The organism is Rhodococcus sp. KBW08 (genome assembly GCF_003852455.1).
Classification (GTDB): domain Bacteria; phylum Actinomycetota; class Actinomycetes; order Mycobacteriales; family Mycobacteriaceae; genus Rhodococcus_F; species Rhodococcus_F baikonurensis.
In genome coordinates this window covers 162,064-187,623 of record NZ_QAJJ01000017.1, presented here as the reverse complement: position 1 = coordinate 187,623, position 25,560 = coordinate 162,064, and the positions used below count along the sequence as shown (strand labels likewise).

The following is a 25,560-nucleotide window of genomic DNA, read 5'->3' as shown; positions in this document are numbered from 1 at the left end:
CTGTTTCGCCATGCGGAGGTGCCCCATGCTGGCACGATGTCGTGGTGTCTTCCGCAGCTACGCCCAAGGGTGAACGACGTCGCCAGGCTCTGGTGGCGTCCGCTGCTGAACTTTTGCTGGAGGGTGGGTTCGACGCCGTTCGTCACCGCGCCGTAGCCACCAGAGCCGATCTTCCGCTGGCGTCGACGACCTATTACTTCGATTCACTCGACGATCTGATCGCGTGTGCTGTCGAGCTCAACGGCAACGCCGACATGGAAGCGATGCGCGCCAGAGTGGCTGCGGTGACCCAACGTCGGCGGGGCGCGGAATCGACGGTCGAACTATTGGTCGAGTTGCTGCTCGGCGACGAAGAGAAGCGGCCGGAGAGTCGCGAACGATTGATCTCGCGCTACGAACGATTTGTGGCGTGTGCCCGTCATCCCGCACTTCGTGACGTGCAGCTGCGCCTTCGTGCCCAGCTCGACGAATTGTTGACCGATGCGCTCCGGCGCTCGGGCCGGTCGGCTCCCGAGGGGCAACTGCGTCGTCTCGTCGCGATGGTCGACGGCGCGATGATCACGGCGCTGGGGGAGTACGACCCGGACCCGCGGGGGTTGGCCCGTGGAATGCTGTTGGAATCGATCGACGTGATGGCGCCGCCGGTCGTCTAGCTGGGGGGTGACAGCTGCTCCAGCTCGGGGGTAGACAGCTGCTCCAGCTCGGGGGTAACAGCACTGCTCGGCCACCGTTAGACTGAGGCCTCGTGAGCCGCATCCCGAATGTCCTTGCCAACCGTTACGCCAGCCCGGAGCTTGTTGCTCTGTGGTCTCCCGAGTACAAGATCGTGCTCGAGCGCCAATTGTGGGTGGCGGTGTTGCGTGCGCAGGCAGAGCTGGGCATCGACATTCCGGCCGACGCGATCGCCGACTACGAGCGCGTCATCGACAACGTCGACTTGGAGTCCATCGCGGACCGCGAGCGGGTCACCCGTCATGACGTGAAGGCACGCATCGAGGAATTCAACGCACTCGCCGGACACGAACAGGTCCACAAGGGTATGACCAGCCGCGACCTCACCGAGAACGTCGAGCAGTTGCAGATCGTGCGTTCGCTCGAGCACGTCTACAACCACGGCATCGCCGTCGCCGCCCGCCTGGGTGAGCGCGCTGCCGAGTACTCGTCCATCGTGATGGCCGGCCGCTCGCACAACGTCGCAGCTCAGGCCACCACCTTGGGTAAGCGTTTCGCTTCCGCGGCCGACGAGCTTCTCGTTGCACTGACGCGTCTGCGCCAGCTCATCGACCGCTACCCGCTGCGCGGGATCAAGGGTCCGATGGGTACCGCTCAGGACATGCTCGACCTTCTCGACGGCGATGCGGCCAAGCTCGAGCAGCTCGAAGCGAAGGTCGCGGAGCACCTCGGATTCGCTCACGTACTGACCAGCGTCGGCCAGGTGTACCCGCGTTCCCTCGATCACGATGTCATCTCGGCGCTCGTCCAGGTCGGCGCCGGCCCGTCGTCGTTCGCACACACGATCCGCTTGATGGCCGGCCACGAGCTGGTCACCGAAGGCTTCCAGCCCGGTCAGGTCGGCAGCTCGGCGATGCCGCACAAGATGAACACCCGCTCGTGCGAGCGCGTCAACGGTCTTCAGGTGATCCTGCGCGGCTACGGCTCCATGGCAGCCGAGCTTGCGGGTGCACAGTGGAACGAGGGCGACGTCTTCTGCTCCGTCGTGCGCCGTGTCGCGCTGCCGGACGCGTTCTTCGCGATCGACGGCATGTTCGAGACCTTCCTGACCGTGCTGATCGAGATGGGTGCGTACCCGGCCGTGATCGAGAAGGAACTGACGCGGTACCTGCCGTTCCTCGCGACGACGCGAGTCCTCATGGCTGCCGTCCGCGCGGGCGTCGGACGAGAGACCGCACACGAGGCGATCAAGGAGAACGCCGTCGCAGTTGCACTGGCGATGCGTGAAGAGGGTAAGGAGCCCGATCTGCTCGATCGCCTCGCCGCCGACGACCGTTTGCCGCTCGACCGCGCTGCACTCGACGAGGCTCTTGCCGACAAGGCCGCTTTTGTCGGCGCCGCTTCGGCTCAGGTCGATGCCGTTGTCGCCGAGGTGCAGAAACTTGTCGACGCCAATCCCGAAGCTGCGGCGTACGCGCCGTCGCCGATTCTGTAAGGGCTACGCCCCCGTGCGCCTTTTCGGTGGCCGTCACTACCGAAAAGGCGCACCGGGTCGAAGAGCATGAACTGCATCTTCTGTTCCATCATCGCTGGTGAGGCCGAGGCCAGTGTCGTCTACGACGACGCGAATGTTCTTGCCTTCATGGATATTCGGCCGTTCACCTCCGGCCATCTCCTGGTCGTGCCGAAGCGCCACGCCAGTGGATTGTCCACGCTCGACCCCGACGACGGCGCCAGGATCTTTGCCGTCGCGCAGAAGATTGCCGCAGCGATGCGTACCGGCCCCCTCCCCATCGACGGGGTCAACCTGCATCTCTCCGACGGAGCTGTTGCGGGGCAGGAAGTCTTCCACGTTCATCTGCACGTCATTCCGCGCAATCGCGGCGACGGGTTCGGTCTGCGCGCGCTTCCTCGCACACCCAATCGGGCAATACTCGACAGCACGGCTGCTGTCATTCGCGGCGCGCTGAACTAGAGGTTCACCCGGTGCGGGTGATTCGCGCCGAGGTTTCTTTCAGCACCATCTGGGTATGGCCGACATCGAACTGACGTATTCCTCCGGAGTGGTCCCCAGGGACGCAGAGCTTCCCGCTCGCGAGAACATCGCAACGGTGTTCGACGAGTTCGACTTCCAGACTGCGGTCCAGGCGTACCTGTGGGCCATCCCCATCGTCTCCTGGGCGCAGTGGATGGACGTGCATACCAACATCTTCGGAGCAACCGCGTCGGATATCGTCGTCTATCGATCGTATCGCGACCGACTGGGGCTGATCACCGCCAACGCGACGACGCCGTACATCTTGAACTTCTTCGATCTCGGTGTATCGGGGCCGTTGGTGATCGAACTGCCGCCGGGTCCGACAGCCGGGGGTATCGCGGATTTCTGGCAACGGGAAGTCGCAGTGCTCGGTGAGATGGGCCCCGACGCCGGCAAGGGTGGCAAGACAGTGGTGGTCGGCCCAGGCCAGAGTGCTGAAGACACAGGTGAATACACCGTCGTCCACTCCCCGATGATGCACATCATGTTCGGCTTCCGCACGCTCGATCCCGACCCGGCGCGTTCGAGTGCGTTGGTCGAGGCAGTGCGCGTCTACCCCTACGCCGATCGCGCGAATCCGACTCCCACTCGGCTCGTCTCACCGGACGGCAAGCCCTGGAGCGGAATTCAGCCGCGAGGTCTTCGCTACTGGGAGCTCCTACACGACATCGTGCAGGACGAACCCGTCGAAGAGCGCGACCGCTTCCCGATGGCGTGGCTTCGGCAGTTGGGGATAGAGAAGGGCAAACCGTTTGCCCCGGACGATCGCTTGCGGAAGATCTTGCAGCGGGCCGTCGAGGTGGGGGAGGTGTTCGCGCAAGCGAATGCATTCGTCAAGCGGTTCCCCGGTTCGCGCTACTGGCCCGATCGTCAGTGGGACTTGGCGATTGTTCTGGACAACTCTGCTCAGCGGGCGGACAACTACGACGAGTTCTACGAACGCGCGTCGTGGTTCTACGAGGCAGTCAGTTTCTCGGAGGCGATGAAGAGTACGACGCCGGGGCTCGGCCAGGCGTATTTGGGTAGTTACTCCGATACCGACGGCCACTGGTTGGACGGAGGAAAGAGTTACACACTCCACGTGCCCGCCGATGTCCCGGCAAAGCTCTTCTGGTCCGCGACGGTCTACTCGATCGACACCCGGTGCCTGATCGACAACGAGCAGGGCAGAGGCGACCGTGGTTCGCGAGATCCCGATCTTGTTGTCAACGAAGATGGTTCAGTGGATCTCTACTACGGTCCTACTGCCCCGGAAGGGAAGGAATCCAATTGGGTTCAGACCATTCCGGGCCGGCACTGGTTCTCGTACTTCCGCTTCTACGGACCTCTCGAGCCCTATTTCGACCGGACATGGAAGCTTGGTGACATCGAGCCGGCCTAGAGCGTTGTCCGTCTCACGGACTGCCGATCAGTTCGACAACGGAGTCCAGAAGGGCACTGCGCCAGCACAACCAGTCGTGGCCGCCGTCGAAGATCCGATACGACACTTGGGCTCCGGCGGCCTCCAACGCCTGGGCGACCGCTGCGCTGTGCCCGACCATGTCGGACTCGTGCTTACCTACTTCGAGGACAACGCGTAAACCGTCCGGCACGCCGTCGCGCTCGATGCGTGCGGCTATGTCTCCACCCGCCGGGCCGTCCTCGCCGCGCTTCAAACCCGTTGGCCACCAGAATGATCCGGACCCACTGGCGACCAGAGCGAAGTGTTCGGGAAATTCGAGTGCTGCGAACATCGAGGACAGACCGCCGAAGCTCTGCCCCGAGACGACGGTTCGCGTTCGATCAGATGAAAAGGGTGCGACGGCGCGTACCTGCGGAAGCAGTTCGTTGACGACTGCACTCCAGTATTCGCGGTTGCACGGCAATTCCTTCGAACGACGTTGATTGTCAACGGAGTCGATCGCCAGCAGAACGCAGGATTTCAGTTTGCCGGTCTGGACTGCACGATCGAAAGCGGCACCCGCGGGCATGACCTCGGCCCAGTGGCGCCCGTCGAGAAGAATCACGAGTGGGCGTTCTTCGAGCGGTGTCAGCCCGTCGTCCACGGTCTCGTAGATCCACACCGGTCGTTCGATGCCTAGAGCCGAACTGTCCCAAGCGAGCTGCACCGACTTTCTGAAAACCGGAGCATCCCAGCCGAACTGGACCGGCGCCGAGGGCATCTCGGCGACGGAGCGTCTTGTGTCCACGCCCGCGGAGAGCGGATTGAGCGGGTCGGCGATTCGGTGTTCGAGCAACCCCAGCCATCGGGTGCGGCGAGTCGTGTCTTCCTTGCCTGCTCCGGGATAGTCGAGTTCGTCGACTACGGACTTCGGTACCGGGATGAAGCTGTAACTGCTACGCCAGGTGTTCGAGACTTCGGTGGCGTAGAACCACACCGGACTCTCGCCGATCCTGCGCATCACGCTGAGCTGTTCCGCGTGGTGGTCGGTCAGCGAGTTTGCATCCAGGTAGACGCGCTCGACCTCCATCTCTTCGGGCTGCCGCCAGAGGAATGTGACCCGAACTGTCTGTGGATCAACACTTTCGATGATCGGCGTGCCCTGTCGCACTATCCGGTTCCAGAACGTGTCGATGTCGGGCGAGGCCGCGAGGGAAGCGGACAGATCAGTCGCCGGCTGGGTTAGCATGAGCACAGCCTAACCTAATTTGATGGGCTTTTGAATTCGAGGAGTGGTCCGCCAGTGGGCGTCACAATGAAAAAATCACGCACCCTGAAGGTGCTCTCCGCAGTCTTGGTCGTAGGGTTCGCCCTCGCCGGATGTAGTTCTGCGGATGCCGATTCCGATGCTGACTCAGCGGTATCGCAGGGTAATTGGCCGCGCACCGTGGAAACGCCGAAAGGGCCGGTGGAGATCACGTCGAAGCCGGAGAGAATCGTCTCGACCAGTGTGACGCTGACGGGCACACTGTTGTCGATCGACGCTCCGGTGGTGGCTACCGCATCGACAGGACCGAACACCGATGTGTCCGATGCGCAGGGATTGTTCACACAGTGGGGCGACATCGCGCGAGAACGCGGACTTGCCGTGTTGCCGATGGGCGGCGCGAACGCAGAATCCGTTCTGGCTCAGAACCCGGATCTGATCGTCGTCTCGGCGACAGGCGGCGACTCCGTCGTCGACCTGTACGAGCAGTTCACGGCCATCGCTCCGACGATCGTGGTGGACTACGGCGGAAGCAGTTGGCAGGAAGTTGCCTCTGTTCTGGGTAAGGCGACAGGTCTCGAAGACAACGCCGCGGCTACGGTCGCGAAATTCGACAACGCAGTAGAGGCTGCCAAAGCCGAGATCACGCTTCCACCGCAGCCGACCACCGCGCTGGTCTACTACGAGGACGGCAGCGGTGCCAATATCTGGACGCACGAGTCCGGGCAGGCGAAGTTGCTCACGGCGATGGGTTTCACTGTCGCCGACATTCCCGAGTCCGCGAAGAGCAGTGAGTCCATGGGCAAGCGTAAGGACATCATTCAGGTCTCGGCCGAGAACCTCTACGACGGTATCGCGGGCAACACCCTGATCTTGGTCAGCGCCGACGACGGTGCGGTGAAGGCGGTCGAGGCACTTCCCCTGTTGGCCCAGCATCCGGCAATTCGTGATCACCACGTCTACGCCGTGGGGCTGGACACCTTCCGTCTCGACTACTACAGCGCCACCAATATGGTGAACCGGTTGGTCGAACAGTTCAGCTGATCCATAAGTACTAGTACTTTCACCCCGAACTAGTCCTTTGGTCGTAACCGAGAATCGAACATTCCCTTCACGTTCGTCGAATGTGGGACCAAGTGGTGCGCGCATGCCACCATGAACGTCAATCACTGGATGCGGAATGGGGAGTGGATGTTCGACTCGGCTGGTCAGAATGCCCCGGGGCAAGCCCTGACATCGCGAGGGTGGGGACGTTTCAACCTGAGCAACCCGGCTACGGCGGCCGTGATCGTCGGTCTGTTGAGCGTGCCCTGGGTATTCGGCCTCGCCAGTCTCAAGACTGAACCCGAGACGAGCAATCGAGTGCTGAGCGATCCGGCGACCGTCGTCGGCATCATGGGTTTCCTGACGGCGCTGACCGTGGTGGCGTGTGCGCGCCGTCGATACCCGATCGCGTACTACCTACTGACGCTGGCAGGATCCGGCGGGTTGATGCTCTTCCTCGGCAGTCGATCGCTCGGGGCAACGCCGCTTTTCTGGTTCGCGATCATGGCAGTGTCCATCCGGGTGACAGGCATGCGCTTGGCCGGACTGTTGGTCCTCGGAATGGCGATGGACGTGATCTTGGCGATGTATCTCACCGAACGGGACGGGCTGACGGTCGCCGAGGTTCAGGTGGGGGAGTTGCCCCACCTGTTCCTCGAACCGGCGGCAAACACCGTCACCAGTTTTCTGGTTGTCGCCGCCATGGGAAAGATCGTCGCGCGCCTGCGAAAGCAAGCTGTGGAGAACAGTCAGGCAGTAGCGGATCTGCACCGGGACCGCGAACGCAAGATCGCGAATGCCGTTGTCGCCGAACGGCAGGACATGGCACGTGAGTTGCACGACGTCGCGGCTCACCACATGACCGGCATGATCATCCAGGCCCGTGCCGCCGACAAGTTCTTCTCGAGTAATCCCGAACAAGCGCAAGCCCTCCTGGGCGGCGTCATCGAGCAGGGGCAGCGAGCCCTCAACAGCTTGCGGCAGATTGTGGGGATACTTCGCCTGGGTGAGGAAGACCCCGATTTCCCGACGCCCATGGTCTCCGACATCGACGAGTTGGTGGACGACTGCAGACGCACCATCTCGTCGATCTCGCTGGAGAAGGTCGGCCGCTTCGACGACCTGGACAGCGGAGTTCAGTTGACCTGCTACCGCATCGTGCAGGAAGCGTTGTCGAACGTCCTTCGTCATGCGCCGGGCAGTGAGTCCAAGGTGTGCCTGAGCCGAGAAGCGGGCGCGGTGAGGGTACGGGTGATCAATACTCTCGGTAATTCTCGCCCGGCCTCCGACGGGCAAAACCTCGGAATTGTGGGAATGCGCGAACGCGCGACGCTCATGGGTGGTCAACTGGACGCCGGACCGAATTCGGAAGGTGAGTGGGCTGTGCAGGCACTGGTGCCGGTGAACGGGAGGATCAACGCATGATCGATGTCCTTATTGCGGACGACCAGCAGGTGGTACGGCAGGGTTTCGAACTGTTTCTCTCCGGTCACCCCGAAATTCGCGTCGTCGGGCATGCCAAGACGGGAGTCGAGGCGTACGAGCAGGTGCGTGCACTGCGTCCGGATGTCGTGCTGATGGACATCCGCATGCCGCACGGCGACGGATTGACTGCTACCAGGGAAGTTCTTGCCGAGTTTCCGGCGACCCGCGTCATCGTGATCACCACGTTCGATCTCGACGAGTACGTATTCGAGGCACTCGACAGCGGCGCCGCCGGGTTCTTGCTCAAAGACGCCGATCCCGAGGAACTCTCGTCCGCAGTGTTGACCGTGGCCGAGGGTGGCTCGGTGCTCTCGCCGAGATTGACCTCGAGACTGATCGTGGAGTTCGCGAGGCGCAAGCCTGCACCCATGTCCACAGCGCGCTCCGGATCGGATCACGGTCTCAGTGCACGTGAAATGGATGTGGTGCAGTTGCTGTCACAAGGCTTGGGAAACAACGACATCGCCGATTCCCTCAGCCTCGAGCAGAGCACGGTGAAGTCGCACATCAGCAACATCTGCAAGAAGCTGCAGGTGCGTACCCGTGTGCAGATCGTCATCTGGGCGTACCGAAACAACGTGATCGCCGTATCGCGCTGACGCACGGGGCGCTGCGGCGCATCCGGCACGGCACGGGCAGAGAAGTGCACGTGCCCCGGGTTCGACCCCACGTCGAACCCGGGGCATCTGTGCGGCTCAGCCAAGCAGTTTGGCTTTGAGTGCCATGACAGTTGCCGCACTCAGGCCCAAGCCCTCGGTCAGGTAGCGATCGACCGACCCGTAGGTCTGGTCCAACTGTGCGAGGCCGGCATCGAGATAGCTTGCCTCGACACCCAATAGGGGCTCCATGTTGACGGCCATCTGCTCGCCCAAGCTCGCCGCAATGCCCGCGCGCGTGGCCTTCATGCCTTCGGCCGTGTACTCGTTGGTCAGGAGGTAGTCGTTCATGATCACCGAGCGGTCGACGCCGGCGATGCTCAGTAGGAGAAACGATGTCCAGCCGGTGCGGTCTTTGCCTGCGGTGCAGTGGAAGACCTGTGCGCCTTCGGTTTCGGCGAGGCCTGTGAGCAACTGCGCGAATCCGGCTCGTTCCGTCGCTCCGGTGACGAAGGCGCGGTTCATGTCCTGCATCATCGATCGAGAGTCCTCGGGGGACTTGATCTTCGCGACCATCTCGGCAATGTTCCCGGACAGGATCGGAATGTTCTCGTACGCAACCCCGTCGGGCAGGACATCCGGCTTACTGGCGATCTCGGGTTCGGTGCGCAGATCGTAAACCTTTGTCAGACGCAGCTTTTCGAGAATGCTCATGTCATCGCCCTTGGGCGTGATCGCGTTCGCGCGGTAGAAGACCCCCTTGTTGACGGGCAGACCGAAAGTTCCCGAGTATCCGGCGCCAGTGCCTGCGACATCGCGGAAATTGTCGATCCCGGTCAGCCGCGGGGCATCTGGGGTCTGCTCGGCACTGCCGAAGTCGCTGGATCCGAAATCAAGCGAGCCGAACTGTGGAGCAGAGGGGGCAGGTTCGGCCTGTGCGATCGAGGCGCCGAAGCCGGCGATGAGAAAGCTACTGGTCAACGCAATGGCCGCGGCAGACCGTAGTGAGCAGGTACGCGTGGATCGGGACATGTGTGAGCCCTTCGTCGAGCGGAGAGAGTGGCGAGTCGATGAGGTATCGCGAAGGCAAGGTAGCGAGTTCGCGTGTCCGATTCGAGAGGAATCTTGCTTTGCTCCCTCTCAGTGGGAGGCGTGCTGCTGTGAGCGTGAGCGGCTCGGGAGGCGCAGTTCATTCCTCGAGACCTGTGTTTGTGCAAACTCCCGCCGCCCTGATATTGGTTAGCCTCACCAAATCAATTCCGGAGCAGTCCGGTGCGTTCAGATGGAGTTCAACATGCGGGTTCAAGGTCTGTCGCGGTTTCGCCGCGCAGTGGTGATCGGTGCAGCAGCTGCGCTGGCGGTCGGCGTCGCCGGCTGCAGCAACTCCGAGGAGGCATCGTCCGAATCGTCGACGACAGCCGCGAGCTCGCAGACCCGTGTCTTCGAGGCGCAGAACGGATCCATCGAGATCCCGAGCGACCCGCAGCGGATCGTGGCCTGCGGATATGCGGTCCTGCCGCTGATTCAGGCGGGAGCGAACCTGGCTGCGGTATGTGAGTGGACCCGTGAACTCGGCAACATGGACGACAAGACCAAGGCCGCTTACGAAGCTTTGCCGAAGGTCGCGCCCGACGGCAACGTCTCCCAGCTCAATTACGAGGGGATCGTCGCTGCCGAGCCCGATCTGATCATCATGGGCGTTCCCGCTCGTGTCGAAAGTCAGCTGGACATGGCTCAGCTCAAGGCTGCCGCTCCCGTCGTCTTCCTGGGACCGACGGTTCCAGCTGACTGGCGAGTGCTGGGCGAGCAGTTCGCCGACGCCGCGAACGTCTCCGACACCTACGGAGAGTTCAAGGACGACTACGACGCCAAAACTGCCGAGCTGGCCGCGAAGTACAAGGACAAGCTCGGCGCGCTGAGCTTCGGCGGCGTGTGCAACGTCTGCAAGCCGGAGGCAGGCACCTTCTCACGCGAGTACGCGTCTTCGTACACGACGAATCTCTTCGACGGACTGGGGCTGCAGTTCCCCGGCACCCCCGCAGACCCGGCCGACATCCACGTCGAACAGGTATCCATCGAGAAGATCGGCGAGAATCTCGGAAATGTCGACGTGATCGTCTACGGCCTCAACGCCGACGGCTCGATGTCGCCGCAGTTGCAGGAGCTGGTCAATTCCGAGCTGTGGAAGGAATTGCCCGCAGTGAAGGCCGGCAACGTCGTCCAGGTCCGGCATTCGTTGGCCGCGACCTATCAGACGGCCCTTCTGACGCTGGATTCGATCGACGAGGGCCTGTCGAAGTTGCCCGCAAACCAGTAGTTCATCGACTGTGACGGTGGCCTCTCGCCTGCCGGCGAGGGGCCACCTGCATATCCGGATGAGCAGGGCGGACAGCTCTCCGAACGGCGAGGACGCTTACCCGTCCCGGCTACCGGGGTTCTGTACGAACTGCGAACGCCCGATAGGGTGACCGGGTGCGTCCTACACTTGATTCCTACACTCATCTGGCCGGTGGCAAGGTCCGTGACCTTTACACGATCGACGACGAGCATCTGCTGCTTGTCGCGAGTGATCGGATCTCGGCCTACGACCACGTGCTCAGCACACCGATCCCGGACAAAGGCCGCGTTCTCACAGCGATGAGCGTGTTCTTCTTCAACGTCCTCGGTGGCACCAACCACCTGGCCGGCGAGCCCGACGACGATCGCATCCCGGAAGAGGTTCTCGGCCGCGCCCTCGTCGTGCGCTCCCTCGACATGGTTCCCGTCGAATGCGTCGTCCGTGGCTTCCTCACCGGCTCCGGCCTGGTCGACTACAACAACACCGGAGCAGTGTGCGGCGTCGCGTTGCCCGAGGGCCTCGTCGAGGCGTCGCGGCTGCCCGATCCCATCTTCACCCCGGCGTCCAAGGCTGCCCTCGGCGATCACGACGAGAACATCAGCTTCGATCAGGTAGTGGAGAAGGTGGGTCAGAAGCTGGCAGTCCAGCTTCGTGAGGACACCCTCGACGTCTACGCCCGCGCCTCCAACTTCGCGGCCGATCGCGGAATCATCCTGGCGGACACCAAGCTCGAATTCGGCCTCGACTCCGGTGGAAACCTGGTACTCGCCGACGAGGTGCTCACCCCGGACTCCTCGCGCTACTGGCCTCTCGAAGGCTACGAAGCGGGCAAGGTGCAGCCCAGTTTCGACAAGCAGTTCGTTCGCGACTGGCTCACGAGCCCCGAATCGGGTTGGGATCGAAGCTCGGACACGACACCTCCGCCGTTGCCGCAGGAGATCGTCGACGCGACTCGTGCCCGCTACATCGAGGCGTACGAACGCATTTCCGGGTTGTCCTTCGACGATTGGGTCGGTCCCAGCGCATGAGTCTGATCCCGCCGGTCGCAAAGAAGGTCCCCGTCGAACGTACCCATCACGGACACACGTTCGTCGATGACTACGAGTGGCTGCGGGACAAGGACAACGCCGAGGTAGTCGCGTACCTCGAAGCCGAGAACGCGTACACCGACGAGCAGACGGCCGCTCTCGAGCCGTTGCGCGAGAAGATCTTCCAGGAGATCAAGTCGCGGACGCAGGAAACCGACATGTCGGTGCCCACTCGCATGGGTAAGTGGTGGTACTACTCGCGCAGTGTGGAAGGTAAGTCGTACACCGTCCAGTGCCGGTGTCCCATTGCCGGTGAAGACGACTGGACTCCGCCCAACCTGACACCTGGCGTCGAGTTGGCCGGTGAGCAGATCCTCATGGACGGCAACGTCGAAGCCGAAGGGCACGAGTTCTTTTCGCTCGGGGCGTTCTCCATCAGCGAGGACGGCACGTTGCTCGCGTACTCGGTGGACATCGTCGGAGACGAGCGGTACACCTTGCGGTTCAAGAACCTCGAGACCGGCGAGATGCTCGCCGACGAGATTCCCGACACCGCACCTGGTGCCACCTGGGCGATCGATCACAGTCATGTCTTCTACATGACCGTCGACGACTCCTGGCGCCCGGACACCGTGTGGCGTCACAAGCTGGGAACGCCGCAGAGCCAAGATGTTTCGGTGTTCCACGAGCCCGACGAACGGTACTGGGTTTCGGTGGGGTCGACCCGCAGCGAAAAGTACCTGATGATCTGGGTCGGTTCCAAGGTGACCAGCGAAGGCTGGATGCTGGAATCGGCGAACCCGGAAGGCGACTTCCGCGTCATCATCCCGCGCCGCGAGGGCGTCGAGTACGGGGCCGAACACGCGGTGATCGGGGGAGAGGATCGCTTTCTCATTCTCCACAACGACGTCGTCGACGGCGTCAAGGCCGAGAACTTCGTGTTGGTGGAAGCTCCCGTGTCGGATCCGACGAACATGACGACGCTGATCGAGCACAGCGCGGACGTTCGTCTGGAAGAAGCCGAAGCCTTTGCCGGACACCTCGTGCTGAGCTACCGTCGCGAGGCGCTCACTCGGGTTGCCGTGTGGCCGTTGACCGCCGACGGCTACGGTGAGCGTCACGAGATCGACTTCGACGAAGAACTCTTCAGCATCGGTATGGGGTCCAACCCGGAATGGGCGCAGCCCACCATCCGGCTCGGATTCACGTCGTTCATCACTCCCGGGCAGGTGTACGACTACTACGTCGCCAGTGGTGAACTGGCACTGCGTAAGTCGCAGCCCGTTCTCGGTGACTTCGACGCGAGCAACTACGAGCAGCGTCGCGACTGGGCAGTGGCCGACGACGGCACCCGCATTCCGCTCTCGATCGTCAGGCGCGTCGGTGCGCCCGAAGGTCCCGCGCCGCTGTTGTTGTACGGCTACGGTTCCTACGAGGCGAGCATCGACCCGTCGTTCTCGGTTGCCCGCTTGTCCTTGCTCGATCGCGGTGTCGTCTTCGTCGTCGCACACGTGCGCGGCGGCGGCGAGATGGGCCGTCACTGGTACGAAAACGGCAAGACGCTCACCAAGAAGAACACCTTCACCGATTTCGTTTCCTGCGCACAGCATTTGATCGACACCGGTGTCACGTCGGCCGATCGAATGGTCGCCGACGGTGGTAGTGCGGGTGGACTGCTGATGGGCGCCGTCGCCAACCTTGCTCCGGAACTGTTCGCCGGCATCCTCGCCAACGTTCCGTTTGTCGACCCGCTGACGTCGATTCTCGACCCGTCGCTGCCGTTGACGGTCATCGAGTGGGACGAATGGGGAGATCCGCTGCACAACAAGGATGTCTACGACTACATGCGCTCGTACAGCCCGTACGAGAACGTGGAAGCCAAGGACTATCCCGCCATTCTTGCGATCACGAGCATCAACGACACCCGCGTTCTGTACGTGGAGCCGGCCAAGTGGGTCGCAAAACTGCGCGCCACAAAGACCGGTGACGCTCCGCTACTTCTCAAGACCGAGATGAGCGCCGGACACGGCGGTGTCAGCGGTCGCTACGAGAAGTGGAAAGAGGTCGCGTTCGAGTTCGCCTGGGTTCTGGATACCGTGGGCGCGAACTAGCTTCTGCACCAATCAGGTTCGGTGACAAGTCAGGTTCTGCGGTAACGAACCTGAGGGCGTCCAGCCCGCCCGTACTCGGTCTCCCGGGTGAGCATGCCGTCGTCTGCCAGCTTTTCCAGGTAGCGCCAGGCTGTCACCCGGGACACTCCGACCGACGCTGCCACCTCGGCCGCAGTCACGGGACCTTCCGAATCCCGAACAGATGCCGCGACAAGTCCGAGCGTTTGAGATGCAAAGCCTTTCGGCGCCGCTGCTCGATCGTCGGACGTTCGTAGTGCGGACATCGCTCGGTCGATGTCGTGTTGGCTGACCGCAGACTCTCCAGCGGGCAGGGCAGCACGATATTCGAGGTAGCGCTCGAGCTTGTCGCGGAACGCTGCGAAGGTGAACGGCTTGAGGAGATAGAGGACGATCCCGCGAGCCACGGCGCTTCGAACCACCTCGAGATCGCGCGCCGAGGTGACCGCGATGATGTCCGGACTCGGGCGCAACCCGCCGAGGGCGGAAGCCACGTCGAGACCGCTGGCGTCGGGCAAACCGATGTCGAGCAGGACCAGGTCGATGGGCTGGTCGGTGGCGTTGGCCGCCGTAACTGCACGCACGGCGGCGTTCCCGGAATGAACCACGCCGTGGACCACGAACTCCGGCACACGCTCGACGTACGAACGGTGCGCCTGCGCGATCAACGGTTCGTCGTCGACTATCAGTACACGAATCATCGCGGTGTTTCCGCCTCGCGCAGAGGTATACGGACTACCAGCATCGAGCCCATCGCCGGTTCACTGGTGAGCGTGCCGCCGTGCCGTTTCACCACTTGCGAGACGAGCGCGAGACCGAGTCCGCGAGAGCCGGATTTTGTGGAGTAGCCACGGCCCTTGGCCTTTTCGAGTGCTTCGGGTGTCATTCCCGGGCCGCTGTCGGCGACGGCAACAACCATCATCGAATCCTCTTCCATTACCGTCACTTCCACCCACGGAGACTCGCTCGCGCGCGATGCGTCAATAGCATTGTCCACGAGATTGCCGACCAGCGTGACCAACTCGCGTGCATTGAGCGAAGGAACCGGACCGAGCGCAGTGTCTTCCGTGATGGTCAGGTCGACACCGCGTTCGGTCGCTTCGCTCATCTTGCCGAGCAGTAGTGCGGCCAGTGCCGGCTCGTGGACCGCATTCATCAGACGATCTATCAGCTGCTGAGACACCCGCAATTCATTGGTGGCGAAGGCCACTGCGTCGTCGTTTCGCCCCAACTCGACCATCGTGATGATCGTGTGCAGACGATTTGCACTCTCGTGGGCTTGCGATCGAAGCGACTCGGCAAAACTACGTACCGAATCCAATTCCCCGAGTACGTTCTGCAGTTCGGTGTGATCGCGAATTGTCAGCACCGTGCCAATTCTGTTGCCCTCCCACTCAACCGGGTGTTGGTTGACCACCAGCACACGCTTGTCGGTGAGGTGCACTTGATCTTTTGCGGGAGAGGCATCGTCGACCCGCATGGTCTCGGGGATGGATGAAAGTGGCACGGGCCCTTCCGGTAGATCGAGGAGGCGACGTGCTTCGTCGTTGACGATATCCACTCGCGCATCGTTGCTTCGGCCTCGCCCGATCACCACCAAGCCCTCACCGATGCTGTGCAGGACTGCGTCGTGGTGTTCGTACATGGTGCGGAGTTCGTCCGGCGCCATCCCCAGGGTCTGTCGCCTGATACGCCGACTCACCAGAAGTGAACTCAGGAGGGCGGCAAGTAGACCGCCGCCGGCAACGAACAGGATGACCGGAACACTTTGGGCGAACTGCTTGCTGATCTGCTCGCGCGTGACACCGGCGGAAACCAGACCGACCAGGGTTCCACCGGAATCGTAAACCGGAGTGACTGCGCGGATCGACGGCCCCAGCGACCCGGCGTACGTCTCCGTGAAGGTCGCGCCGGCGAGTGCGCGGTCGATGTTCCCGGTGAACAGTTGGCCGATCAGTTCCGGGCTCGTGTGTGTGAACCGAGTGCGATCCGGCGCCATCACCACGATGAAATCGACGCCGGTTGCCTGTCGGATTTTCTCGGTCTGTGGTTGCAGAATCGCAGTCGGGTCCGGACTCGTCAGGGCCGCCGCCGTCGAATCCGACAGGGCGAGAGTCTGCGCTATCGAGCTCACCTGCCTGCGGATCGCGTCATCGCTGTCGCGGCGTTCGTCGACAACCGCGAGCGCAGCCCCCACGCCGATGACCAGCGCCAACAACGCCAATTGCAGGATCAGGATCTGCCTGGCGACGCTCATACGTCGGCCGGTCTTTCGTTCGACCATCGAGCGCCTCCTGAACGTAATGAACACAAACTTCCGGGCCCACCTGTTTGCAACAAGAATTCTCCACGACTCGAAGTGATCCCGATCACTTCACAGATATCCGATCCAAAGGACACCCCATGAGCAGCACGGCAACAGGGACAGTAGACGGTTCCCCACAGCCCGAGGGCACCAAGGCAAAGCGCGACAAGACGCATTGGCTCTACATGAGCGTCATCGTCGCGGTCATCGGCGGCATCCTCGTCGGTTGGCTCGCACCCGAGTTCGGTAAGTCCGTCGGTGTACTCGGCACGTTGTTCGTCAGCCTGATCAAGATGATGATCAGCCCGGTCATCTTCTGCACCATCGTGCTCGGCATCGGCTCGGTTCGAGCTGCGGCCAAGGTCGGCAAGGTCGGCGGCCTCGCACTCGCCTACTTCATCGGGATGTCCACCATCGCACTCGCGATCGGCCTGGGCGTCGGCAACCTGCTCAACCCGGGCAGTGGTCTGAACATCACGCCCAACGCGGCCTCCGTGGCCAAGCTTGCAGATCAGGCCCACAGCGCGGGCGGTACCTGGGACTTCATCGCGTCCATCATTCCGACGTCGATGCTGTCCTCCCTGACAGCCGGCAGCGTGCTGCAGACTCTGTTCGTCGCCCTTCTGGTCGGCTTCGCGATCCAGTCGCTCGGCAAGTCGGGTGAACCGATTCTCAAGGCCGTCGGATACATTCAGAAGCTCGTGTTCAAGATCCTGACGATGATCCTCTGGCTTGCCCCGATCGGTGCTTTCGGTGCCATCGCCAGCGTCGTCGGCCAGACCGGTTTGAACGCCGTCGTTCAGCTCGGAACCCTGATGATCGGCTTCTACCTGACCTGCCTGATCTTCGTGTTCGGTGTTCTCGGAACCCTGCTGCGCGCCGTCACCGGGTTCAACATCTTCAAGCTGGTCAAGTACTTGGCCCGTGAGTACCTGCTCATCTTCGCCACCTCGTCCTCCGAATCGGCACTGCCGCGTCTGATCGCCAAGATGGAGCACGTGGGCGTCGAGCGCACCACGGTAGGCATCGTCGTTCCCACCGGCTACTCGTTCAACCTCGACGGCACCGCGATCTACCTGACGATGGCGTCGATCTTCATTGCCGACGCCATGGGACAGCCGCTCGGTTTCGGTGAGCAGCTCTCGCTGCTGGTGTTCATGATCATCGCCTCCAAGGGCGCTGCCGGAGTCAGCGGCGCCGGCCTGGCCACGCTGGCCGGTGGTCTGCAGAGCCACCGCCCCGAGCTTCTCGACGGCGTCGGGCTCATCGTCGGAATCGACCGCTTCATGTCGGAAGCGCGAGCAATCACCAACTTCTCGGGCAACGCTGTCGCGACTCTCCTGGTCGGCGCGTGGACCAAGACGATCGACAAGGAACGCGTCGTCGAGGTGCTCGACGGCAAGATCCCGTTCAACGAGGCCACGATGCTCGACGACGAGGACGAAGAAGAGCAGCACAAACTCGAAACGGCTCCGACCGGCACCAAGCAGTCGTTTGTGAGCCATCACTAGATCCGTCCGCTCTGCTGAACGTTTGACCGCACAGCAGGCGCGGAACCCGATCTACGATCAGTGATCCTGGTCGTAACGATGAAAGAGACCGCCGCACCAACCGTGCGACGGTCTCTTTCTGTTCGTGGGTGCTATGTGTACCAGGTCGGTTCGGGAATCTCGCCGGTCAGATAGCGGCTACCGACTTCACGGCGCTTGTACGCGAGCGGATCGTGAAGGGTATGCGTCCGGATGTTGCGCCAGTAGATGTCCAGGCCCACGTCGTTGGACGTGGCTCTGGCACCCGTCAGTTCGAAGATCTTGTTGCTGATCTCCAAGGACACGTCGGCGGCGCGAAGTTTTGCGGCCGCGATCCGTACGGCAAGATCGCCGCGAGCCTGCTCGGTGAGGTTTTCGCGAGCGTCGTGGAGCACGGTGTCGGCCTCACGGCTGACCTGATCCACGAAGGCCTCCGCTGCCCACAGCTTGGATTGCAAGTCACCGTAGCCCTCACGGAGGTACCACTCGTCCGTTGCGATTTCGCGGTTGTCACCGCCGTACGGCCATGGACGCGTACGGGTTCGGGTGTACTCGGCCGCAGTGTCCAGTGCGCCACGGGCGATCCCGAGGTAGAAGTTCGCGAACACGATCTCGATGGCCGGGAAGTTCAGGGTGTTGTAGACCAGCGGTTGGAATTCCTTGTCGACAAAGCCTGCCGCGCTTGCCCAGTCGACCTCGACGTCATTGATCTCGACACTGCCGGAATCGGTGAGGCGCTGCCCGAGGTTGTCCCAGTCTCCGCGGAAGACTATGCCGTTCTGAGCGGTCGGCACGATCGCGAACACATGCGTCGCAGTTCCGTCGATGATTCCCTCGAGCACCGTGAGGTCGGTGACTCGTCCTCCGGTGGAAAACGACTTCACACCGTTGAACACCAGGGTGTCTCCGCGGTCCACGACGGTGAGGTCGGTGTCTCGAGGATTCACCGCGCCACCGAAGAAGAATCGGTTGCTCGTGTACAGCTCCTCGACAGCGGAGATCTGCGGATCGGTACCGACCAATCTGGCTGCCCACGCCCACAGGTAGTGATACCCGAGCAGTTGTCCGATGGAGCCGTCGGCGCGCGCGATCTCCCGAATCACCTTGTAGGCGGTCTCCCATCGCTGCCCACCGCCGCCGAACTCGACCGGGCCCAGGAGCGTCACCAGACCACTGTCCTTGAGCAGCTGGACTTCTCGGAACGGTGGTTCGCCGGCTCGGTCGCGGGCGAGTGCGTCGGCGGCAAGGATGTTGCTCACCTCGCGTGCGCGCTCGATCCAACCCGCGGATGTGTCGGGGACGCCGACGAAGACTTCGGTTTCACTGGTCACGGTCATGCCTGTTCATCCTTTTCGGTCGGTGCAGTCCCGATGGCCCACACGTAAATCGGTTCGGTTCCGTTGATTTCGTAGTCGCCGACAACTTTGGATTTGAAGACGACCGGGTTGTGGCTGGCGACGGTGCGGGCATTGCGCCAGAATCGATCGAGATCGAGGTCGCGGCTCACTCCGGAAGCGCCGAGCGCGTCGAAGATCTTGGCGGTGGCCGGCACGACGAGTCCGATCGAGGCGACTTGTCCTCGCCCCGAATCGATTTCGGCCGCAATGTTGGCCGCCTTCTCTTCCTCGGGCGACCCCGAGAATGCGGCTTCGTAAGCCCATTGGGACGTCTGCGCTGCGTGCACTGCAACGGCCTCGGCGGCATAGGCAGCTGAGGAGACCTCGCCGACCACTTGCTGAATCTGCGAATCCTGCGCGTATCTCGGTGCGTTGCCGTGACTGAAGGTTCGAGTACGAGCGGCAACTCGGCGAGAGATCTCGGTCGTCGCGGCCTTGGCAATGCCGGCGAGGGTGGCGAGATGGAACAGTTGGTAGAACGCGGTCTGATATTTGAAACGCGTCGAGAAGTCGAAGATGTTCTCCGGCTGGACAATCGCGTCCTCGTAGATCGACGAACCGGAGCCCGTCGTCTGCTGGCCGAACCCGTTCCAGTCGTCGCTGTGCGTGACTCCGGGTTGTCTCGCTTCCACTGCGGCGATCACGAATGCACCGGTGTCGGTGCGCTGTGAGTACAGGTCGATCCAATCGGCGAAAATGGAACCCGTGCTGTAGAACTTTGCCCCGTTCGCCAGGAAGTGATCGGCGTCGGGCGCCGGCGAGACCTTGGTGTTGGCTTCGCCCAGTGCAACGTCGCCGATCTCGGTCCACGCGTTTCCGACCAACTGTCCCTCTGCAAAGCGTCGGAGCCAGGTGTCACGTTCCGGTCCGGGATCGGCGACCAGTCGGTCTTCGACAAACGCGAAGTGTCCGCGTAGTGCCTGCGTGATGTTGGAATCGGCACTCGACAGTTCGACCAACAAGCGGATCAGCTGAGGGATGCTCGCGCCGGACCCACCGTGTGTCGTCGGCACCCGAACGGCGCCGAAGCCTGCTTTCTTGAGTGCATCGATTTGTTGAAAGGGAAGGACATGATCGCGTTCGCGTTCCACGACGCTTTGTGCGATGTCCGCGAAGATCGGACGGAATTTCTCTGCCAGCGTTTCGTAGTCGACCTCACTCTTGATCGGATCTGCAGACCGGGAAACGGCATTCGGCGTCAGTGCGGTGGTCATGGGAAGAATGCAAGCTGTAATCACCAGGGGCGTCGATCCTTCATCGCGACCTGATTCGAAGTGTTGTCAGTCCGCGCAAACCTCGGTTCGATGGCCTGCCGGGCAGTCGCAGCGGAATCGAGTGGTCAGTGCGGTTGCTCGCGAAGGTGCTCGACGATCCATCCACTCCATTCGACCGTTCCCCCGGAACCACAATCATGTCGGAACGGCTGCCCGGGAGGACCGGGCCGGACGACCACGCGAAAGTCTCTCTCCTCCAACCGAAGATCGACGGTCGTGCATACTCCGTCGACGCTCTCGGTGATGCTCTCGAGTGCATCCGTTGCGACGATGTCGGTGGCGCGTCGGACGGCGTGCTCGGCGGCCTGAGCGGCCTGCGACAGTGCCGCCCGGCCGCGCAGGTGAGTCACCGCCAGTTCTCCGTTCAGGTACTTCTCGACTGCGTCCGTGGCGGAGTCGCCGTCCAGCCGACTGAAATAGACTGCGGCGGGCCACGCAATCATGTTGGCCGCGAAACGGTCTCCGCCGATGTGACTGCATTCCCACACGTCCGCGATCCCGGCAACGTCCAGTGCCGACACCACCGGACGGCCGAGTTCCGCGCAGCACGCATCCTTTTTTCCATGTGTGCGCACTGCGAAGAGTGGTTCCGTGCGGGAGCGGCCGAAGTCGGGTTCCACTCCCGCGGCCATCGATTCGAACGGCAGTACCGACAGATCCTCGTATCGGTCCACCGACCCTTCGCGCATCCACTGGCGGGTGCCGTCCGTCCACGCGAGTACACACGTCGGCGTGAGAACCCGGCGGTTGCGGGGCCGCCGGATCACCACGAGGCGGATACGGCCCTGCGCTGCGTAGATCTTTTCGGTGAGCGCGACGGGGAGAACGTCGTCGGGGGCGGACGCCGGCCAGGGGCCGGGGTGCTCGATCAACACCCACAGATGTGTCGTTCCGGCGCGACCGACCATCGGTTCGCCAGCAGTTGACGACTGCCGTGTACAGGCGTGAGGGCGTCGACTGGTTTGTGGATTGGCGACAAATTCCGAAAGGCACTGCATTGATGCCTTCCCCAGGACACCGTCGCCGTGGCAGGGAAGGGAAGACATGATGAGGCTCCAGTCTCGTAGGTTAGGCTCACCAGACTATTGGATGGTGAATCCTTTGCTCAGCCGTGGTGAATGCGCGTGGCTGTGACGGTCGGAAGCAGTCGGTAACAGGAGTGTTGGGAATGAAACGCAGTAACTCGCGGACGAAGTACGTGCTGGGTGGTTTTGTTCTCGCCGCCGTCGTGGCAACGACAACGGCGTGTGGAAGTGACGACACGACGGATACCGGCAGTCAGTCTGCCGACACCGTGCACGCGGTCACCCACGCCCGCGGAACCACCGACGTCCCGATGGATCCGCAGCGAGTTGTCGTGCTCGAGCCGGTTCAGCTCGACACGTCGGTAGCGCTGGGCGTGATCCCCGTGGGCACCGCGGTACTGAGCGAGACGACCGGTGTTCCCGCGTACCTCGGTGAGGAGGCCGCGGAGATCGAGATGGTCGGCACCGTCGCGGCACCGAACCTCGAGAAGATCGTCGCCCTGAGCCCGGACCTGATCATCGGAACGGAAACACGGCACGGTGATCTGTACGAGCAGCTCGCTGCCATCGCGCCGACCGTCTACATGGCAACCCAGACCGATCCGTGGCAGGACAACGTCCAGTTCGTCGCAGAGGCGTTGAACAAGACCGATCAGGCAGGCGAACTGCTCGGCGACTACACGGCACGCTGCGAGGAAGTGGCCGGCAAGCACAGCACCGAGGGCAAGACCGCTCAGCTCATCCGCCCACGCGACGACGTTCTGACGCTGTACGGGCCCACGTCGTTTGCCGGAAGCACTCTCGAATGCGCGGGACTCACGATTCCGGCACGCGACTGGGAGAACTCGATCTCCGTCGACCTCTCCCCGGAATTCGTCTCCGGAGCCAACGCCGACCTCATCCTGGTGACCTCCGCGAAACCGGCCGATGCAAGCACGATGCCGAAGGCCGTGGCGGACAACGCCGGACTCTTCCCGAACCCGCATCTGGTCGACATGTCCTACTGGATCACCGGCGTCGGACCGCTCGGCGGCCTCACTGTCCTCGACGACCTCGATCGCATTCTCGGAGCGTCGACGTAGCAGTGGGCAAGAGTCGCTAAGTTGGAGCCTATGACAACTCCAGTACAGAACATCGCGATCAACACCCTCGGTGGCGTGCCCACCTCGTTGGGTGAATACGACGGCCGCGCCGTCCTCGTGGTCAACGTGGCATCCAAGTGTGGGCTGACCCCGCAGTACTCGGCGCTCGAGAAGCTGGCCGGCGAGTACGCGGATCGCGGTCTGACCGTGATCGGCATCCCGTGCAACCAGTTCATGGGGCAGGAACCGGGTACCGCTGAAGAGATCGAGACGTTCTGCTCCACCACTTACGGCGTCACGTTCCCGCTTCTCGAGAAGATCGAGGTGAACGGCGAAAACCAGCATCCGCTGTATGCCGAGCTCACCAAGGCGGCCGACGCCGAAGGCACTGCGGGAGACATTCAGTGGAACTTCGAGAAGTTCCTGATCGGACCGGACGGCACCGTCGTCAACCGCTTCCGTCCGCGGACCGAGCCTGACGCACCCGAGGTCGTCGCCGCGATCGAAGCTGCGCTTCCGAAGAACTAGTAGCTGCGCTTCCCGAGAACTAGTAGCTGCGCTTCCGAAGAATTGGTAGCTGCGCTTCCCGAGAACTGGTAGCTGCGCTGAAAACTGCCGCCGGATGATCATCCGGCGGCAGTGTGCTGTTCACCCACAGCTGCCACTATCGGAGTATGTCCGCAGAACTGATCGTGTCGGTATCCGGAATCAGAGACGAGACATGTTATCTCGCTGCCGGATTCGCTGACGAGATGGACGCTCGAGGTGTCCGCCTGTCGCTCCTGGTGGCGCCGCGACTGAAGGACAAATATCGACTGGCCGACGACGCGGTGACGACGGCTTGGCTGCGTGAGCGTCGTGAGCACGGCGACGCCATCGTTCTGCACGGCTACGACCAGGCCGCGACCAAGCGTCGTCGGGCCGAGTTCGCCACTCTGTCGAAGCACGAAGCAAAGCTGCGACTACTCGCTGCGGATCGAGTTCTCGAGCATGCCGGCCTTCGGACCCGGGTGTTCGCGCCGCCGCGCTGGGTGGCGTCGCCCGGTGCCATGTCGGTGTTGCCGGAGACGGGTTTTCGCTCGATGGCAGGCCTCGGGGCAGTGCACGATCTGACCCGAGGCACCTTGCAGCGGGGACGGGTTTTCGGTATCGGCGAGGGCTTCAAGGCCGAGCCGTGGTGGTGTCGCGCATTGGTTCTCGGAGCCGGGCGCGCCGCCAAGCGTGGGGGACTGGTCAGATTGTCGATCACGGCCAAGCAGTTGGGAAACGAGGGCCCGAGGCAGGCAGTTCTCGACGCCGTCGACCTTGCACTCTTTCACGAAGCCACCTCGCAGGTGTATCGGTGGAACTCCCCGTCTCAGGAGCTCGGCGCTGCCTGAATTCGGTAGTTGGCAACTATTCGATAGCTACGAAATGGTGTCGTCTGTCCGGGTTGTCCGAGCGGGCTGACTCTTCGCCTTTCTTCCGTTTCTTGCTGGCAGTAGTGCAGAGCGGGTCAAATTTGTACAAAACGGACGTTGAATTCAAGTGTGGAGTCACCCAACTTCTTCGCTGCTAGAGTGCGTGCAGTTAATCTGCCGCTAGTAGATGGGTTGGGGTTTCACCATGCGCGCACGAGTGCTCACCAAGTCGGCCAAAGGTCTTGTCGCTGTGACTGTGGGCGTGGTCGTCTGCGGTGCGGTCGTCCCGACGCTCGCGTCTGCCGCTCCGACCGGCGTGGTCCACACTCTGCCGACGGGAAGTATCGACGGCGGATCGAGTGACGGCGTGCGCACCGCGACCGTCGACGACGAAGGCGAGCAACTCACGTTGCGACTCCACAAGATGAATCTGCGGGGACCCGACTTCTCGATGGCTGTGCAAGAAAGCGGCGGCGAGCTTTCCCACGTGGTGATCCCGGCGCCCCGTTCGTACATCGGCAGCGTGGAAGGGCATCCGGACGCAATCGTCTCGGCCATCGTCGACTCCGCTGGAACACTGCGAGGACAGCTGGTTTTCGATCGGGGCGCTTCGATCGAGTTCGTCGGATCGGACGTGGTCGGTCGCAGCACCGCGCCGATCGATGCGAAGCCGCAGTGGCCGACCGCCTCCATCGCGACGGCCTCGGCAGCAAACGTCGGCAAGACGGTGAAGCAGTTCGTGGTGGGGTTGGACCTGAGCGGCGAGTGGTACTCCGCGCACGGTGAAGGCAGTCCTGCCGTCGCCCTGGACCGGGCCGAGGAATCCATGGCCAGAACCGCTGCGATCTGGATCAGAGACGTCGGAATCCAGCCGATCCTCGGTCGAGTCGTCCTTCGGGCAGATGCCGTCGCCGATCCGTATTCGAGCAGTTGTGAAAACCTCGAGCAGTTGGAAGAACTGTGGTCCGATCAAGTCGGGACCAGCGTCGATCAGGCGACTGCCGTGTGCAAATCCGGTGGCGGAAATGCCTATTACTCGAAGTTCGAACTCGATCACAGCTACGCGCACGTCGGTGCCGAGCCCGATGGCACCTTCAGTCGCGTCCTCCGCCACGAGTTGGGCCACAACTTCTATGCCGACGACTATCACGGCGGCGGCGCCGAGGGATCGACCATCATGAACGGCAACGACCTCTCGCGCTTCGACGGCACCGAATTTGCTGCCATCGTCGATGCTGCGGATGTTGCCTCGGCTCGACTCGACGATGTCGGTCGGTACACGGCAAGTCCGATCCCGCCGTACGCCGCACTCGACACCGCGCGGGTCCGCTCAGGTGGCGCGATCGCCGTCGACGCCGTCGCGAATGATCATGACAGCAACGGAGATTCGATCAAGGTGACCGGCGTCGAGGCGACATCACTTCTCGGTGGCACGGTAAAGCTCGAAAACGGTGAAGTTGTGTTCGAGGCCGGAACGAAGACAGGCACCGACAGGATTCTCTACACACTCACCGACGCAGCCGGCGGGACGAGCACCGGCTGGATCATCGTCGACGTGAGTGCGTGAGAA

General features: G+C 62.6%; 22 protein-coding genes. 15 read left to right on the top strand and 7 right to left on the bottom strand.

From position 1 onward, the window contains the following. Window positions 1-44 precede the first annotated feature (44 nt). From DBV08_RS21540 to DBV08_RS21525, 4 genes are all read left to right on the top strand, one after another. Window positions 45-653, top strand: coding sequence for a TetR/AcrR family transcriptional regulator (locus tag DBV08_RS21540; protein WP_166811564.1), 609 nt, complete (start codon window positions 45-47; stop codon window positions 651-653). A 92-nt stretch (window positions 654-745) separates the two neighbouring features. Continuing rightward, complete coding sequence (gene purB, locus DBV08_RS21535) at window positions 746-2,167, top strand: adenylosuccinate lyase (protein WP_095971426.1); 1,422 nt, start codon at window positions 746-748, stop codon at window positions 2,165-2,167. Window positions 2,168-2,233: 66 nt separating this feature from the next. Then, window positions 2,234-2,647, top strand: coding sequence for an HIT family protein (locus DBV08_RS21530; RefSeq protein WP_124568782.1), 414 nt, complete (start codon window positions 2,234-2,236; stop codon window positions 2,645-2,647). Between the two features lie 55 nt (window positions 2,648-2,702). Continuing rightward, on the top strand, window positions 2,703-4,091 hold the full coding sequence (locus DBV08_RS21525; RefSeq protein WP_124568781.1) for a DUF1254 domain-containing protein: 1,389 nt from the start codon (window positions 2,703-2,705) through the stop codon (window positions 4,089-4,091). A gap of 13 nt (window positions 4,092-4,104) precedes the next feature. On the opposite strand, the gene fes is transcribed toward DBV08_RS21525, so the two are convergent. Next, window positions 4,105-5,340, bottom strand: a complete 1,236-nt coding sequence (gene fes / locus DBV08_RS21520; RefSeq protein WP_124568780.1) for an enterochelin esterase — start codon at window positions 5,338-5,340, stop codon at window positions 4,105-4,107. 66 nt (window positions 5,341-5,406) lie between these two features. Here fes and fepB point away from each other — a divergent pair, with 66 nt between their 5' ends. From fepB to DBV08_RS21505, 3 genes are all read left to right on the top strand, one after another. Further along, a complete protein-coding gene (gene fepB / locus DBV08_RS21515) occupies window positions 5,407-6,402 on the top strand; it encodes a Fe2+-enterobactin ABC transporter substrate-binding protein (protein WP_185564800.1) in 996 nt (331 codons plus the stop codon). Window positions 6,403-6,513: 111 nt separating this feature from the next. Next, window positions 6,514-7,827, top strand: a complete 1,314-nt coding sequence (locus DBV08_RS21510; protein WP_234036671.1) for a sensor histidine kinase — start codon at window positions 6,514-6,516, stop codon at window positions 7,825-7,827. Then, a complete protein-coding gene (locus DBV08_RS21505) occupies window positions 7,824-8,486 on the top strand; it encodes a response regulator transcription factor (protein WP_050655447.1) in 663 nt (220 codons plus the stop codon). Before DBV08_RS21510 ends, DBV08_RS21505 begins: the two co-directional genes overlap by 4 nt. A 96-nt stretch (window positions 8,487-8,582) precedes the next feature. On the opposite strand, the gene DBV08_RS21500 is transcribed toward DBV08_RS21505, so the two are convergent. Continuing rightward, window positions 8,583-9,515 carry a tyrosine-protein phosphatase gene (locus tag DBV08_RS21500; protein ID WP_124568778.1) on the bottom strand — a complete coding sequence of 311 codons (933 nt, stop codon included), beginning with the start codon at window positions 9,513-9,515 and terminating at the stop codon, window positions 8,583-8,585. Between the two features lie 250 nt (window positions 9,516-9,765). Between DBV08_RS21500 and DBV08_RS21495 the strand changes: the two genes are divergently transcribed. From DBV08_RS21495 to DBV08_RS21485, 3 genes are all read left to right on the top strand, one after another. After that, window positions 9,766-10,800, top strand: a complete 1,035-nt coding sequence (locus tag DBV08_RS21495; protein WP_124568777.1) for an ABC transporter substrate-binding protein — start codon at window positions 9,766-9,768, stop codon at window positions 10,798-10,800. A 155-nt stretch (window positions 10,801-10,955) separates the two neighbouring features. Continuing rightward, window positions 10,956-11,849: a phosphoribosylaminoimidazolesuccinocarboxamide synthase gene (locus DBV08_RS21490; protein ID WP_019747067.1), complete on the top strand. Its 894-nt coding sequence runs from the start codon at window positions 10,956-10,958 to the stop codon at window positions 11,847-11,849. Then, window positions 11,846-13,960 (top strand): S9 family peptidase, encoded by a 2,115-nt coding sequence (locus DBV08_RS21485; RefSeq protein ID WP_095971420.1) that lies wholly within the window; start codon window positions 11,846-11,848, stop codon window positions 13,958-13,960. The genes DBV08_RS21490 and DBV08_RS21485 overlap by 4 nt, the downstream gene beginning before the upstream one ends. Window positions 13,961-13,989: 29 nt before the next feature. Here the strand turns inward: DBV08_RS21485 and DBV08_RS21480 are convergent, their stop codons facing one another. Beyond that, window positions 13,990-14,679: a response regulator gene (locus DBV08_RS21480; RefSeq protein ID WP_003945570.1), complete on the bottom strand. Its 690-nt coding sequence runs from the start codon at window positions 14,677-14,679 to the stop codon at window positions 13,990-13,992. After that, complete coding sequence (locus DBV08_RS21475; RefSeq protein WP_095971419.1) at window positions 14,676-16,262, bottom strand: sensor histidine kinase; 1,587 nt, start codon at window positions 16,260-16,262, stop codon at window positions 14,676-14,678. Before DBV08_RS21475 ends, DBV08_RS21480 begins: the two co-directional genes overlap by 4 nt. Before the next feature lie 119 nt (window positions 16,263-16,381). On the opposite strand from DBV08_RS21475, the gene DBV08_RS21470 reads away from it, so the two are divergent. Beyond that, on the top strand, window positions 16,382-17,794 hold the full coding sequence (locus DBV08_RS21470; RefSeq protein ID WP_007734438.1) for a C4-dicarboxylate transporter DctA: 1,413 nt from the start codon (window positions 16,382-16,384) through the stop codon (window positions 17,792-17,794). Window positions 17,795-17,925: 131 nt separating this feature from the next. On the opposite strand, the gene DBV08_RS21465 is transcribed toward DBV08_RS21470, so the two are convergent. The 3 genes from DBV08_RS21465 to DBV08_RS21455 all read right to left on the bottom strand — a co-directional run bounded on the left by DBV08_RS21465 (window position 17,926) and on the right by DBV08_RS21455 (window position 21,391). Next, window positions 17,926-19,149 (bottom strand): acyl-CoA dehydrogenase family protein, encoded by a 1,224-nt coding sequence (locus DBV08_RS21465; RefSeq protein ID WP_124568776.1) that lies wholly within the window; start codon window positions 19,147-19,149, stop codon window positions 17,926-17,928. Then, complete coding sequence (locus DBV08_RS21460; RefSeq protein WP_095971417.1) at window positions 19,146-20,423, bottom strand: acyl-CoA dehydrogenase family protein; 1,278 nt, start codon at window positions 20,421-20,423, stop codon at window positions 19,146-19,148. Before DBV08_RS21460 ends, DBV08_RS21465 begins: the two co-directional genes overlap by 4 nt. A gap of 125 nt (window positions 20,424-20,548) precedes the next feature. After that, window positions 20,549-21,391, bottom strand: a complete 843-nt coding sequence (locus DBV08_RS21455) for a sucrase ferredoxin (RefSeq protein ID WP_260395691.1) — start codon at window positions 21,389-21,391, stop codon at window positions 20,549-20,551. A 260-nt stretch (window positions 21,392-21,651) separates the two neighbouring features. Here DBV08_RS21455 and DBV08_RS21450 point away from each other — a divergent pair, with 260 nt between their 5' ends. The 4 genes from DBV08_RS21450 to DBV08_RS21435 all read left to right on the top strand — a co-directional run bounded on the left by DBV08_RS21450 (window position 21,652) and on the right by DBV08_RS21435 (window position 25,557). After that, window positions 21,652-22,590, top strand: a complete 939-nt coding sequence (locus DBV08_RS21450) for an iron-siderophore ABC transporter substrate-binding protein (RefSeq protein ID WP_124568775.1) — start codon at window positions 21,652-21,654, stop codon at window positions 22,588-22,590. 30 nt (window positions 22,591-22,620) lie between these two features. Beyond that, entirely contained in the window at window positions 22,621-23,118 is a 498-nt protein-coding gene (locus DBV08_RS21445; RefSeq protein WP_124568774.1) for a glutathione peroxidase, read from the top strand. Between the two features lie 146 nt (window positions 23,119-23,264). Next, window positions 23,265-23,969: a DUF2334 domain-containing protein gene (locus DBV08_RS21440; RefSeq protein ID WP_124568773.1), complete on the top strand. Its 705-nt coding sequence runs from the start codon at window positions 23,265-23,267 to the stop codon at window positions 23,967-23,969. Between the two features lie 226 nt (window positions 23,970-24,195). After that, entirely contained in the window at window positions 24,196-25,557 is a 1,362-nt protein-coding gene (locus tag DBV08_RS21435; protein ID WP_124568772.1) for an Ig-like domain-containing protein, read from the top strand. The last annotated feature ends 3 nt before the right edge of the window (window positions 25,558-25,560 follow it).